Genomic DNA, 14,151 nt, shown 5'->3' with positions numbered 1-14,151 from the left:
TAGAACCGGCAATCATTGAAATTGTCCTTGCCTGATGCACGAAATTTGGGGGAAGTTTGAGCAGGCGGATGTAGCTAATATCCTGAACCTGAATTCGAATTTAAAATCAAAAATTTAAAACCAAAATTCAAATATCAAATAAACAAACGAGGAATCAACCTGGCTAATTATCGAAGCAACATGAGAAAGAGAAGAGAAGGAACAGCAAATAATTCACCCACTCCGGAAGTGACAAGGGTGCGTACTCCAAGAAAGGAGAACCACGAAGTGCTGGCAACGGTAGGAAGTCTTCTTGGCTCAAAAAGGGTCAATTTACAGTGTATGGACGGAGTTGTCAGGATGGGGAGGATACCGGGGTCCAAAAACAAGAAAATGTGGATCCGTGAAGGTGATATTGTAATTGCGACTCCGTGGGAAATTCAGGACTCGAAAGCTGATGTTATCTGGAAGTACACAAGGCCCCAGATAGAATGGCTTGAACGCAAAGGCTACCTGAAATAATGCCCTGATGGCAATTTTATTACTCAAAAATGCTGTAAAACTGGTTTTAACCCGTGCTGGTTAAACCTCTTATTCTTCTTTTGATAACTCTTTTAGCGTAAGAGATCCTGGAGTTCTTATCTTTTTAGCGTTCCCTTTCCAGACTCATTAAATTTCAATTTAAACTTAAACTTGACAGGTTTTGCAGGAGTCTGTATTACTGGATCTGGAAACAGGCGGCTTTAAATTTTAAATATTTTTATGATTATTTTTAATTTTTATGGGTTAAATTTATATAATTTGACTGTATAGTAGGATCATTAAAAATAAAGAGACGTATAATCTGTTATTAAAAACTAATTTCTGTTTTTAATCAAAGAGCTCTATACAATCTTATTTTTAAGCAAATGACTATCCGTTGTAAGCGGAGGTGAAAAGAAAATGGCTTTTAATGACAGAAATTCCTTCCGGGGAAGAGACAACAACCGGGGAGGTTTTGGCGGAGCCCCAAGAGAAATGCACAACGCAACATGTTCTGACTGTGGTGCTGAGACTCAGGTTCCTTTCAAACCAGATCCCGACAGACCGGTCTACTGCAGGGACTGCCTTCCTAACCACAGGAAGCCCAGAGAGAACCGCTATTAAATCCGAACTCCGCTTCGGGATTCTTACTTTTATAGAGTGCAATCCGTTCTGCTTATTTGAAAAGCAGACGGATCGAATCTTTTTCTATGGATATCTTTTTCTATGGAGATTCTTTTTAAACTTTAATCCTTCAGACTATCTTTAATTTTGCTTAAAGTATGAATTTGAATCAGAGGAATTTTAGTCTTAAATCTCCTGGAATTTCATTTCTAGAAATTATTTTTTTCATAGAAATGTTTATATAATTTGAATGTCAACTCAGAGTTGAAAATAAAGAGACGTATATCCTGTTATTAAAAACTCGCTTTTGTTTTTAATCAAAGAGCTCTATACAATCTTATTTTTAACTAATAAATATCCGTTATATGCGGAGGTGAAACAAAAATGGGTTTTAATGACAGAGGAAACTCCTTCAGGGGCAGAGACAGCAACCGTGGGGGTTTCAGAGGCGGCAACAGCGGCCCCAGAGAAATGACTAAAGTTACCTGTTCTGACTGCGGTGTTGAGACCGAGGTTCCTTTCAAGCCAACAGAAGGCAGGCCGGTTTACTGCAGAGAGTGCCTTCCTAACCACAGGAAGTTCTGATGATAATGTGCATTGAGTATTAATTATTGCAATTTATTTGCATAATACTCAATTCATTTTTCACTTTTTATTTTTTAGCCCTTTGTCTTCGCTTCGTTTTATGCGAGCCTGTTCGGTTCCGGTGTATAAATAAATCAGGTCTGTGTTAATGGTAACTATTTTTGCCATAATTACCGAGTAAATACGCAGCTGATATTGAAAGAAAACACAGGGGAAACAAAAATCGGGATAGAATATGGATCAGGGTTGAAATAATAAAGAAACAAACTGGCGTATGATTAATAACAAACTCTAAATAAAAATTAAAAATAAAATACAAACTCTGAATAAAAATTAAAAATAAAATACAAACTCTGAATAAAAATTAAAAATAAAATTCAGAATATTATCAAAAGGAGGAATTAACCTGGCTAATTATAGAAGTGCTGTCAGAAAAAGACAATCCGGAGCAAACAGGCCCGTAAACCCCGGAGATAATCCTGAGGTAACAAGGGTACGCACTCCACGTAAAGACCGAAACGAAGTTCTGGCAACGGTAGCAAGTTTACTTGGCTCAAAAAGAGTCACTCTGCAGTGCATGGATGGGGTTGTCCGCATGGGGAGGATTCCGGGCTCCAAAAACAAAAAAATGTGGATCCGTGAAGGCGATATTGTAATAGCAAACCCCTGGGAAATTCAGGATTCAAAAGCTGATGTCATCTGGAAATATACAAGGCCCCAGATAGAATGGCTTGAACGCAAAGGGTACCTTAATTAAGGACTCTTCTCAAAAACCTTTTACTTTTATATAATCAAAATTTACACACAAGGTTTCCGAGTTCTATTGAAAAAGTCTCATAGTTTACGGAATAATCAATGGGACATTCGATAACTACCAGCTTGTTAAGGGAAAAAGCTTTTTCAAGAACCTCTTTAAGATCATCGTTTTCTTTTACTTTTATGCCCGTTGCCCCGAAACTTTCGGCAAGGAGGGCAAAATCAGGGTTTCCGTAGTCCAGAGCAAAATCTTCAAAGCGCATCTTTTTCTGTTTCCATTTAATAAAACCAAAGGCATTGTCGTTCAGGATAAGGACGACCAGTGGGATTCCGTAGCGAACTGCAGTCTCAAGCTCCTGGCAGTTCATTATAAAACCACCGTCTCCGCAGACAGCAAGTATCCGGCGCTCCGGGTGGAGAAGTTTTGCAACAAGCCCTGCAGAAAAGCCTGCGCCCATTGTTGCAAGGGCATTATCCAGCAGCACCGTATTGGGAGCATAAGCCCTGTAAAGCCTGGAAAACCACAGTTTATATATGCCGTTGTCAAGAGAGATGATGTCTTCACGCCCCAGAACCTCTCTCACACTCTTTACAACTTCCTGGGGGATGGGAGGATAGCTTTTCTTTACGGGTGAATTTATTTTTTCTTCGATAAAGGTTCTTGTGTTTTCAAATACGGGAAACTCCCTCTTTTCGGGAACTTTTGCGGCAAGCTGCCGGACAGAAGAAGAAATATCTCCTATCACCTCAACTGCAGGGTTAAAGTACCTGTCAGGAACAGATTCCACAAAATCAATATTTACTATTTTCTTGTCCAGCTTTCCATTCCAGAGGTAGGGTGGATATTCCACAATATCATAGCCTACTGTTATTATCAGGTCTGCCCCGTCAATTCCACAGTTTACATAGTCCCTTGCATGGATTCCTGTTGCAAAAAGGCTGTAAGGGCAGTCGTCAGGGACAACCCCTTTTCCCATCTGTGTGTGCACAACATAAATGCCTGTCCTGTTTGCAAAATCTTCCAGTTCTTCGGTTACAGCCTTCCGGTTAGCTCCTGAAGAGACTATGATAAGGGGGTTTTTAGCCTCGCGAATCATGCCCGCTGCTGTTTCGATGGCTTTGGGGTCAGGAGAGGGAATACTGGTCTCACTCCTCTTCTGCACAACTGCGTCCGTATCTTCTCCAGCTACGTCCTCCGGAAGTTCAATGTGTACCGCTCCGGGCCTTTCAGCCTCTGCATGCTTGAAAGCGTTTCGGAGCACGGTAGGTATCATCCCGGGATCCGAAATCGTTACGGCTTTCTTGCAGAGAGGCTCCATCATCCTGACAACATCTACGAGCTGGAAACGCGCCTGCCAGTTGTCAATCAGGGCTTTCTGTCCTGATATAGATATCAGAGGAGCACCTGTAAGCTGCGCCTGAGCAACGCCTGTAACAAGATTTGTTGCTCCTGGACCGAGAGTTGAAAAGCAGACACCTGCCTTCCCTGTCAGCCTTCCATAAGCTGCAGCCATGAAAGCCGCAGCCTGTTCATGCCTTGTTATTATCAGTTTGATATCCGAATTCCGCAGAGACTCAAGAAGGTCAAGGTTTTCTTCTCCGGGGAGTCCGAATACGTATTCCACACCTTCCTCTTTAAGCTGGGCAACAAAGAGATCCGAAGCTTTCATGAAAAAACCTCTATTTTACCTGATCCTGAAACTTTATACGATATATCTGGTTTTGCTTTCGATGTTATTTTTTCAGTGTTTATTCTTTTAATGCTTTTCTTCAAGCAGGTTTTTTCATAGCTTTTAGCAGGTTCGTTCAGCCGTATCCGGCAAACCCTGACTGCCTGTTCTTACTTATTAATAACCACGGTTTTTATGTTTACAAATTCTTTCAGCCCGTAATGTGAAAGCTCCCTTCCGATTCCGGATTTTTTGACGCCTCCGAAAGGCAGCCTTGGGTCAGACTTGACTCTTCCATTTATGGTTACAAAACCCGACTTTATCCTTTTTGCCAGATGCTCGGCTCTTTTCAGGTCTGCAGACCAGATCTCGGCTCCGAGCCCGAAATCTGTTGAGTTTGCAATTTTTACTGCCTCATCTTCATCCTTTACCATGACCACAGGCGCAATAGGCCCGAAGACTTCCATATTCAGGACTTTCATGTCTGTGCTGGCTGCAGGCACAATGGTCGGCCTGAAGAAAAAGCCTTTTTTATGCTCTTCGCCGTAGACGCGGGGTTCTGCTCCTTTCTTCTTTGCGTCCTTCAGGACTCTCTCAAGGCTGTCAATAAATTCTTTTTTTGCCACAGGCCCTATGTCGGTTTCTTCATCCATGGGATCTCCGACCTTTAACTCCTGCATGTGCAGTTCGAACGCCTCAATGAAATCCACGACCACATCTTCAACTACAATGAACCTCTTGGCAGCAATGCAGCTTTGCCCTGTATTGATGAAACGGGCTCTTACTCCAACCTCAGCAGCCCGGTCTATATCTGCATCTTCAAGCACTATAAAAGGGTCAGACCCTCCAAGTTCCAGAACGAAGGGTTTAATCGTCCTTCCGGCGAGTTCTCCAATTTCAGACCCGGCTCGCACACTTCCGGTAAGGGAAATCCCGTCAACAAGATCTTCGTCAATAATTTCCATGGCGGTTCTGGAGTCTATAAGCAGGCTCTTAAATACATCTTGAGGAAGTCCAGCGCCTGTAAAAACCTTTTCTATCTCAAGAGCCGATCCGGGCACATTGGATGCGTGCTTCAGCAGGCACACGTTTCCTGCAATCAATGTAGGCACTGCAAATCTGAAAGTCTGCCAGAAAGGAAAATTCCATGGCATTATCCCGAGAATAACTCCCAGGGGCTCAAAAGTGACATAGCTTTTTTCTGCTTCTGTTTCTACAAGCTCATCTTCCAGAAACCCGGCTGCATTTTCTGCGTAATAGTCACACAGCCATGCGCATTTTTCTATCTCTGCAAGTGACTGCCTTACAGGTTTTCCCATTTCTTTTGTGATTATCCCGGCATATATTCGTCTGTTCTGCCTGAGTATCTCAGCTACCCGTGAAATGTAAGCTGTTCTTTCCTTTACCGAAAGAGAACCCCATTTCAAGAAAGCAGCTCTGGACTTTTCTATCTGGTCCTCACAGTCCCCGAAAGATAATGCATCGTAAGTCCAGTTTACTTCTTCAGTATAAGGATCTATGGATTTGATTTTCATAAACTCCCCCCAAAAAAGAGTCCTTTAGTAATATTGGAGTTTCAGGTATTATAATTTAAGGACCGATAAAGTCCTAAAATGGAAAAGATACTCTGAATTGTCTCAAGATATTCGTTCTTAAAATAAGTTCAGATTTCATCCGGAAGGCAAAAACTGAACTGAACAACGAAACTGTGTTCAGAAACAGGCAGTAATAATTATAAAACGGTAATATTAATTATAAAGCACTCAATTTTACATGGGGGGAAAATATGAGAAAAGCATTGCTTATTTTAATAATTCTTTTAGGCGTATTCCTTGCAATAGGATGCGCAGAGCAAGGTACTGAAGAACCGGCTGAAGAAGAGCCCGCTGAAGAAGGAGTAACCGAACTGGTAACGCCAGTTGAGGTTGTAACAGGTGTTGAAGCTGAAACTCCGGTTGAAGTTGTAACTGGAGAAGAAGTTGTAACTCCAGTTGAAGCTGTTCAGGAAGTAACTCCTGTTGTGGAAGAAACTCCAGTTGTGGAAGAGACTGCAGTTGTGGAAGAAACTCCAGTTGTGGCAGTAACTCCAGTTGAAGAACCAATTGAAGATGCAACTCCGGTTGAAGATGAGACTCCGGTTGAGGACGAGACTCCAGATGAAGAAGCTACAGAAGAGAATGTGACAGAAGAGAGAACAGGAGTAATCAGAGTAACCCCTAACAGGTAACCAGCCTTCAAGAAATGACCGGGAATCTGTCTGATACGTAATCCTCTGCACTGTACTTCGGTATTATATACGAACTCCCAGATACATAGCGATAGTTATCATACTCTGTCTCAATATCCAGATAACGAAAACGAGAGTTTGGATTTGCCGAAAAAGGATCTCCATTGTCCATACAGGTTTCACCCGCTTTTGCGATAATGGAGGTATAACAGTGAGGGAGTTAACCTGATAAAAAGTTAAACGGCAATCTCCTGAAGTTTCGGTATTGTCCGGAATTTAATTTCAGCGAAAGAGCCTTTAAAAACGTTTTACTTTTTTAGATCAACCTCCATCTGTTATAAATATCATGCATTATCTGGTCATGTTTCTACCTGACAATCTGGCCATGTTTCTGCCTGATAATCTGGTCAAATCTCTGCCTGGTTAATTCTGTCGATCTCTATCCAAGATTCCAGGAATCTCTGTCATTTCCAGGAAGTCGTATTTTGAAGTGTTCTTTATGTATATTGCTGGAAAGCGATTATTAGGTAAATAAACTTGGTCCAGTGTTATATTCAGGTAAATCCTTGATCGAGTACTAAAATGTAAGAAAGGGAACTGTATTCATAATTTCGCAGGAATTTTTATAAAATCTAATGATTAATTATATAGCACTGATTTTGAATGGGGGAAAATATGAATAGAGAACTGTTTATTTTGCTAATTTTGTGTAGTGTATTCCTGGTTGTGGGATGTACAGAAGATGGTACTGAGCCAGCTGAAACTGTAACTCCGGTTGAAACTGTAACTCCGGTTGAAACTGTAACTCCGGTTGAAACTGTAACTCCGGTTGAAACTGTAACTCCGGTTGAAGAAGATACTTCGGAACCAGTCTTGACGCCGGTAAGAGATGAAGCAGCTCCGGGAGAAACACCCGCGCTTCCAGTCAATGGAGAGACTGTTGAAGTTATGATAGAGGATAACGCCTTTGACCCGGCTACAGTGAATATATTTACAGGTGATACTGTAAGATGGACTAACCTTGATTCAACTCCTCATACCGTAACAGGGGCCACTTTTGGGATTAATAATCTAAATCCTGGGGCTTCATATGAGTTCCTTTTTACCGACCCGGGCACTTACGAGTATTACTGTGAAATTCATCCTTCTATGGAGGGAACCGTAATAGTAAAAGAGAATGAGTGAGAGTTTTAGAGCTAATGATCTGCTAAGATGCAAAGATGCAAATCTCCTGTTTTCCAATACTTCATCAAGGAGATCCTTATAAAAACACTTTTAATTTTTTTATACCATAGTATTCATTTCCTTTGGAGGGAAGCCAGTGAGAAAAGAATATGTTATTTTTATAATTCTACTTGGGGCACTTTTACCCTCAGGCTGTGCAGAAAACGGTTCTGTAGAACCTGAGCCATCTGTTTCTCCGGTTGAAACACCTGTTGAGATTCCAGCAACTCCATCCGAAACACCTTTTGAAACTCCGGTACTTCCAGCCGAAGTACCTCAGGGTCCAGCTGGAAACGTCGAAACTCCCGAAAATACGTCTGACCAGATTCCCAGTGAAAACCTGACCCGTACAGAACCTGAAAACCTTTCCGAAACCCCGGTTGGAATGCCTGATACTCAAGCCGAAGCCAGAGTGGTCGAGGCGAAAATAGAAAACTTTACCTTCAATCCGGAATCGGTTACGATATCTACCAATGATACAGTCAGGTGGACAAATCTTGATCCTATCACCCACACAGTGACTGGTCCTGATTTCACATCCGGCGCACTGAGAGACGGAGATTCATTTGAGCTTTCTTTTACAAAAAAAGGTGTTTACAGGTATTATTGCTCAATTCATCCCTCTATGGAAGGCGTGGTAACTGTTGAGGGATGAAAATATCAAAAAGATGAGGTTGCTTCTGAGTGACGCAGAAGAGGTAATGAGTAGCTTCTTAAAGGCTCTCTGGCAGTATGGATTCTTCATTTTTGAAAAAATTAATCCCAACAGGTTGTCTCAAAACTATACCTGATCGCACATTTGGGTCAGAAACCCGTAATCTTTATCTTTTTTACAAAACTAAATTCCAGTGTTTCCCATGTTTAGAAAATACGATCAAAAGCAGCAGTTTTTACTTCCATTAAACCTGGAAGATTTTGTTCCTGAAAATCATCTCGCCCGAGTACTAAACGACATCGTAGATGTCGTTGATATCACTGCTATTGAATCCACTTATTCTAAGGAAGGCTGCCCAGCCTATCATCCAATAATTCTTTTAAAAATATTACTTTATGGTTATCTTATAGGCATTAGAAGTTCACGTAAACTGCAACAAATGACTCAAACTGATACTGCATTTATGTATCTGGCAGCCATGCAAAAACCTGATTTTCATACTATTTGTCGATTCCGTTCAACTCACCTTGGTCCTATTAAAGAGATATTTTCCCAGGTTGTCACTTTTTGTAAAGAAATGGATATGATTGGTTCCAGTATCTCGATTGACGGAACAAAGATCAAGGCAAATGCTTCATCAAGACAAAGCAAGAGTTCGGATTCTCTCGAAAAAGAAATAGATCGGATACTAAAAGAGAGTATTGAGACAGATAAGTATGAAGATGAAATTTATGGTGACTCAACACCATATCAGATTCCAGAAGAGCTAGTTGACAAGAAGAAAAGATTAGAGAAGATTAAAAACGCTAAGAAGAAGCTTGATGAAGAAAAGCTGAAAAAAGTAAACATCACAGACAACGATGCTCGAATTATGAAACATAAAGATGGGAGCAAGAAACCTTCATACAACTGTCAGGTTGCTGTTGATGAAAAGGAACAAATTATCGTTGCAGCAGACGTTGTCAACGAAGAAAACGACCTGCATCAAGTAGAACCAATCATACAGAACGTAAAAAATACACTGGGATATAAACCAACAATCGTGCTTGCAGATGCAGGTTATTTTTCATATGAGAATCTGGAATTTTTACAGGAAGAAGGCATTGATGCTTACATTCCTGACAACTACTATAAAGCTGAAAAAGAAGGAAAAACCAGGAAGTTCAGGAAATCTCTTTTTAAATACGACGAAGAAAAAGACTGCTATTATTGTCCTGCTGCTTTTGAAATTCCCTTTTCAAGAATACAAAAGAGGAAAGGTGAGCCTGATTTAAGGTATTATGTCTGTAGCTATTGTTCTCAGTGTGTGTTGAAAAATGCATGTACTGAGAGTGGAAAAAGAACAATAACAAGAGATCCTCGAGAACATTTAATGAAGGATATGAGGGCTAAACTGAACACAGAAGAGGGTACGGAAAAGTATCAGAAAAGAATGTCTACCGTAGAACCTGTGTTTGGACAGATGAAACAGGATAGAGGGTTTAGGGAATTTCTGCTGAGGGGGAAAAGGAAAACAGGAATTGAATTTGTTATGATGTGCACTGTACACAATATAAAGAAAATAGCAGATTTCATAAAAAGACAAGGGAAAAACCTGAAAGAAATGCTGAAAATGATAGTTGGAGGAGAAAGTAAAGGATGGAATAAGGGGAGAATTCAAGCGAGAATGGCAAATACGCTATGTTGAGCTATGAAAATTTACTTTTTCTTGTTGAAATGAAATAAAAATTGAAAGGGCATTACCCAATTGTAGAATTAAAAATGGTTTTGAGACTACCTGCCAATATCTGTTTTTAACAGGAACTCTTTTTAAAGGCTGCTCGCTGAAGCAATAGAGAACCGATATCGGACTGAACACCTATTGAAGGATATTACTTTATATTTTAGTAATGCATGTATGTTAATATTTATTATTATTTTTGTATTACTGAGAATTCCAAGGTAATACTGGGTATTTCAAGATAAAGTCTGTTGAGGTTGTAATATGGACTCACAAGGGATTGACTGGAACAAAGTTTGGAAAGATACTCTGGAAAAGCAACTGGCATTAAATAGAAATGTCGATTGCTCGAGTATATGGCACGGCGAGAAAAATGCCAGGCAGTTCTGGAGGATGTTTCAGGATGATAAGGCAAGGGCAGTAACAGAGAAGAGAATAAAGGATCTGAAACTCTCTCCTGATTCAAGAGTTCTTGATATCGGATCCGGGCCCGGAACACTTGCAATTCCGATTGCGAGGCAGGTGGCTCATGTAACCGCGGTTGAACCCTCGGACGGCATGATGAATGTCATGCAGGAAAATATCAAAGAATATGGAATCGAAAACATCGATACCGTACACAAAGATTGGGAAGCAGTCGATGTAAGGTCAGATCTTTCCGCTCCTTATGACGTGGTTTTTGCTTCTTATTCCCTGGGCATGAAAGACATAAGGGCTTCGATACGGAAAATGATGGATGCCTCTTCGAAGTATATTTATCTATACTGGTTCGCAGGGGAAACCTCCTGGGATATCCACTCGCGAAAACTCTGGCCATCTCTTCACGGATGTGAGTATCAACCGGCTCCGAAGTGCAATGTTCTCTATAATGTGTTGTATGACATGGAAATCTACCCGAATGTGAGTGTTTTTCCCTTCGAACATATTCACAGGTATGCAAACTTTGAGGAAGCTGTTGAGGATTTTAAATCATACTACAACGTTACCTCAGATTCCCAGGAAACCGTTCTCAGGGACTACCTTGAAGGAATACTTGAACCAGATAACGGAAACCTTATACAAAGGGGATGGTCCACTAGGGTAAAGATGTGGTGGGAAATATAAACTTAAAGATTGTCCAGTAAAAATGGAGGCATTTTTTCTTGGTACAGCTTCTAAGCAAATGGCTTAATCATCACTTTATTTTGAAGAAATGGGAAAAGATGAATAAAAAATTTTCATCCATATTTTATCTCTCATCCACCTTTTTCCTGATAAAATCGTAAATCATCCCTGCAACATTAATTCCACAGCATTTTTCAAGCCCTTCAAAGCCCGGGGAAGAATTAGCCTCACAAACCTTGAAATGGTCGCCGTCGAATAAGAGGTCGATGCCGGCTATGTCCAGCCCGAAGGTGCGTGCAGTCTCGGTTGCCAGCTCCTCTACTTCAGGCGTCATGTCGAATTTTCGTACTGTTCCGCCTCTGGAGTAGTTGGACTTGAAACTGCCAGCAGGAGCTATGCGTTCCATGCAGGCAACTGCCCTTCCCCCAATTACGAGGACACGGAGGTCCCTTCCCAGGCTGGATTTAATGAATTCCTGGAGGATTATGTTTGCACTGGGGTTGGTTATGTGGATCAGTTCCATCAGGTCACGGAAATTATCGTGGTTTTCTGAAAGGAAGATGCCTTTTCCCATAGAGCCTGAGAGAGCTTTTACTATGAGAGGAAATCCAAGGTATTTTTCAACCAGGCTTATATTTACAGGGTTTTTGGCAAACATTGTATTGGGGTAGGAAATTCCTCTTTCTGCAAGGATCTGCTGGGAATAAAGCTTGTCCCTGACTGTGTCAATGCTCTGCGATGAATTAATGACGCAGACCCCCAGGCGTTCGAGATGGCGGATGACCGCAAGCGCAAAGTAGGTTGTACCTGCTCCCATTCTCGGGAGGAGGAAGTCAGGAAGGGGGACAATTTCTCCGTCGAGGAGTATGCTTTTCCTGTCATCCCTTGTTACTATCAGGTCGAACTGGTCAGGTTTTACAACCCGGAGCTCTATTCTTTTTTCATCCGCAACCTTAATGAAGCGGTTAATTTCGTACAGGTCATTTTTGAGTTCGGCAGCCGTGCTCTTATAAAGAATCCATCCTTTCATCCTTTCATCCGCTCTTTCCCAAAAGTGTCTTTAAATTTAAAAAAAGACATTCGATTATCTAAAAAACGTTTCCAGCATATAGAGCTGTTCTTTTCTTTTGAATTACTGATTTCCTGCCTTTCTATTCTTCTAATTTTTTAGCCTATTTCTCTAATTTTTTTAGCTTATTCTTCTAATTTTTTTAGCCTATATCTCTGTTTTTCCAGTTTGTTAAATGTTTTGGGAATACATAGAAATTAGAGTGAAAGAACAATAAGAGGAAAAAGAGTAAGAAAAATGAAGGAGTAAAGGATAAGAAATAATAAAGGAAAATTACTTGCAAGGTCCGAAAATAAGGTCCGGAAAGAGAATATCTCTCCGGCTTACTGTATGTCCCCTCCGATTTCAGCATATCTGGGGTCAATTTCAACGGCTTTTCTGTACGCATCTTCAGCTTCTTCTTCTCTCCCCAGGTAACTCAGGCAGACAGCTTTTCCAAACCAGGAGTCTGCAGCTTCAGGGTCAAGTTTAAGAGCTTTTTCATAGATATCCAGGGCTTCTTCAAAGCGTTTGAGCTGAGCCAGGACAAAACCCAGACTGGAGTAGGCTTCCAGGTATTCGGGATCAAGCTGTACAGCTTTCCTGTAGGCTTCGACAGCTTCATCGAATCTCTGTACCTGGCTGAGAGTAAAACCTTTATTATACCAGACATCCGAATTTTCGGAATTTATTTCGATTGCTTTTTCGAAAGCGTTAATTGCTTCGTCATACCTTTCCAGGTTTTCCAGGTCAATGCCCATATTGTTCCAGGCGTCGTCATTTTCAGGGTCGATTTCCACGGCTTTTTCATAGGCTTTTAGAGCCTGCTTGAAACTGCCAAGGCTGTCAAGATCCACTCCCTTGTAATACCAGGCTTCAAGGAATTCAGGGTCGATTTCAAGGGCTTTATCGTATGCAATTATAGCTTCATCGTAGTTTCCCATCTGTCCGAGAGCTATGCCCTTTCCTGCCCATGCTTCCTTATAATTAGAGTTTTCTTTCAGGACTATATCATAGGCATCAACAGCTTCTTCATATCTTCCTGCCTGGCTGAGATTAAGGGCTTTTCCATACCATGCGTTTGGATAGTCAGGCTTCAGATCAAGGGCTTTTCCGTAAGCTTCAACTGCTTTTTCGTATTCTCCTATCTGGGAGTAAGAAAAAGCCATATTATTCCAGAGATCCGCATCTTCGGAATTGATCTTAACAGCTTCCTGGTATAGTTTAAGTGCTTCCTCAAACCTTCCCAGACTTTCAAGAGCTGCTGCCTTATTATTTAATAGATAAATATTCCCCGGGTCTTTGTCAATTGCTTTTTCAAATGCAATTATTGCTTCGTTATACTTTCCAAGCCTGAGAAGGTCAAGCCCGCACTCATTAAGCTCGGCTGCAAGAATTTCATTGCTGACTTCCTCGTTTGTCACACTCCCCGAGTCGTCCAGAACATACATATCCCCGGAAGCCGATCCCTCTACGGTGTCAGCTTTTTCTTCTTTTCCTTCTTCTGAGAAGGGTTTGTCTTTTGGTTCTTCAGGATTCATATCAAAATTTCCTTTAATACCCTTTAAAATTAAAACCCACAATTTTCTGGCTATTCGTGTTCGTTACCTACTTAAGTCTATTGTTCTTTATGATCTATACATCTGTCCTTTATGGCTTTTATAGCCTCTCCCTAAAAAGTAGTCTGAAATGTACGTAAAAGGAAAAAGGAATGAGAAAAAGATCTGAAAAATCCGGAAAACATAAAATACATTTTAAAAATATTTAATTCGAAGAAATATGCCACGAAAAATGAAACAGATATGTGAAAGTCAAGAAATCATTCGAATGAATGTGCACCAGACCCATCAGAAAGCTCTGAAAGCTATTCTCTTTGATATGGATAATACTCTTTTTGATTTCGTAGCCGTGAAACTTATCGCTTGCAGGGAGATTCTTTCCTACCTTGGGGGCGAGGACAGGGATTTTAAGGCAGATCCCGGGGAACTTTTCAGTTATTTTCTCAGGGGCTTACGGGTTTGAAGATTATGAAAACAT

The 14,151-nt window shown here is 41.0% G+C and carries 14 protein-coding genes; 10 read left to right on the top strand and 4 right to left on the bottom strand.

From position 1 onward, the window contains the following. The first annotated feature begins 180 nt into the window (after nt 1–180). The 4 genes from eif1A (MSMAS_RS12620) (at nt 181) to eif1A (MSMAS_RS18370) (ending at nt 2,467) form a co-directional block, all read left to right on the top strand. Complete coding sequence (eif1A, locus tag MSMAS_RS12620; protein ID WP_011034260.1) at nt 181–501, top strand: translation initiation factor eIF-1A; 321 nt, start codon at nt 181–183, stop codon at nt 499–501. A gap of 420 nt (nt 502–921) precedes the next feature. Continuing rightward, nucleotides 922–1,125 (top strand): CxxC-x17-CxxC domain-containing protein, encoded by a 204-nt coding sequence (locus MSMAS_RS12615; protein ID WP_015412477.1) that lies wholly within the window; start codon nt 922–924, stop codon nt 1,123–1,125. Between the two features lie 384 nt (nt 1,126–1,509). Next, nucleotides 1,510–1,710, top strand: coding sequence for a CxxC-x17-CxxC domain-containing protein (locus MSMAS_RS12610; RefSeq protein WP_011034262.1), 201 nt, complete (start codon nt 1,510–1,512; stop codon nt 1,708–1,710). Between the two features lie 406 nt (nt 1,711–2,116). Continuing rightward, a complete protein-coding gene (gene eif1A / locus MSMAS_RS18370; RefSeq protein ID WP_080503062.1) occupies nt 2,117–2,467 on the top strand; it encodes a translation initiation factor eIF-1A in 351 nt (116 codons plus the stop codon). Nucleotides 2,468–2,501: 34 nt separating this feature from the next. On the opposite strand, the gene MSMAS_RS12600 is transcribed toward eif1A (MSMAS_RS18370), so the two are convergent. Continuing rightward, nucleotides 2,502–4,136, bottom strand: coding sequence for an acetolactate synthase large subunit (locus MSMAS_RS12600; protein ID WP_011034264.1), 1,635 nt, complete (start codon nt 4,134–4,136; stop codon nt 2,502–2,504). A gap of 170 nt (nt 4,137–4,306) precedes the next feature. Next, entirely contained in the window at nt 4,307–5,671 is a 1,365-nt protein-coding gene (locus MSMAS_RS12595; RefSeq protein ID WP_011034265.1) for an NAD-dependent succinate-semialdehyde dehydrogenase, read from the bottom strand. A 251-nt stretch (nt 5,672–5,922) separates the two neighbouring features. Between MSMAS_RS12595 and MSMAS_RS12590 the strand changes: the two genes are divergently transcribed. The 5 genes from MSMAS_RS12590 (at nt 5,923) to MSMAS_RS12570 (ending at nt 11,066) form a co-directional block, all read left to right on the top strand. After that, complete coding sequence (locus MSMAS_RS12590; protein ID WP_015412480.1) at nt 5,923–6,363, top strand: hypothetical protein; 441 nt, start codon at nt 5,923–5,925, stop codon at nt 6,361–6,363. A gap of 705 nt (nt 6,364–7,068) precedes the next feature. Continuing rightward, nucleotides 7,069–7,548: a cupredoxin domain-containing protein gene (locus tag MSMAS_RS12585; protein WP_230633260.1), complete on the top strand. Its 480-nt coding sequence runs from the start codon at nt 7,069–7,071 to the stop codon at nt 7,546–7,548. Nucleotides 7,549–7,684: 136 nt separating this feature from the next. Further along, nucleotides 7,685–8,242, top strand: a complete 558-nt coding sequence (locus MSMAS_RS12580) for a cupredoxin domain-containing protein (protein ID WP_011034268.1) — start codon at nt 7,685–7,687, stop codon at nt 8,240–8,242. A gap of 202 nt (nt 8,243–8,444) precedes the next feature. After that, nucleotides 8,445–9,929 (top strand): IS1182 family transposase, encoded by a 1,485-nt coding sequence (locus tag MSMAS_RS12575; RefSeq protein WP_015411731.1) that lies wholly within the window; start codon nt 8,445–8,447, stop codon nt 9,927–9,929. 297 nt (nt 9,930–10,226) lie between these two features. Then, on the top strand, nt 10,227–11,066 hold the full coding sequence (locus MSMAS_RS12570) for a class I SAM-dependent methyltransferase (RefSeq protein ID WP_011034270.1): 840 nt from the start codon (nt 10,227–10,229) through the stop codon (nt 11,064–11,066). Between the two features lie 124 nt (nt 11,067–11,190). Here MSMAS_RS12570 and MSMAS_RS12565 read toward each other — a convergent pair whose 3' ends face one another. Both MSMAS_RS12565 and MSMAS_RS12560 read right to left on the bottom strand, forming a co-directional pair. Then, nucleotides 11,191–12,096 carry an ATP-grasp domain-containing protein gene (locus MSMAS_RS12565; protein WP_011034271.1) on the bottom strand — a complete coding sequence of 302 codons (906 nt, stop codon included), beginning with the start codon at nt 12,094–12,096 and terminating at the stop codon, nt 11,191–11,193. Between the two features lie 362 nt (nt 12,097–12,458). Then, nucleotides 12,459–13,655, bottom strand: a complete 1,197-nt coding sequence (locus MSMAS_RS12560; protein WP_015412484.1) for a tetratricopeptide repeat protein — start codon at nt 13,653–13,655, stop codon at nt 12,459–12,461. 250 nt (nt 13,656–13,905) lie between these two features. Here MSMAS_RS12560 and MSMAS_RS19570 point away from each other — a divergent pair, with 250 nt between their 5' ends. Next, nucleotides 13,906–14,136 (top strand): HAD family hydrolase, encoded by a 231-nt coding sequence (locus MSMAS_RS19570; RefSeq protein WP_230633259.1) that lies wholly within the window; start codon nt 13,906–13,908, stop codon nt 14,134–14,136. Nucleotides 14,137–14,151 lie beyond the last annotated feature (15 nt).

The sequence above is a fragment of the Methanosarcina mazei S-6 genome (assembly GCF_000970205.1).
Lineage (GTDB): Archaea > Halobacteriota > Methanosarcinia > Methanosarcinales > Methanosarcinaceae > Methanosarcina > Methanosarcina mazei.
Note: the sequence above shows the minus strand (reverse complement) of the source record. Positions and strands in the feature narration are given on the sequence as shown.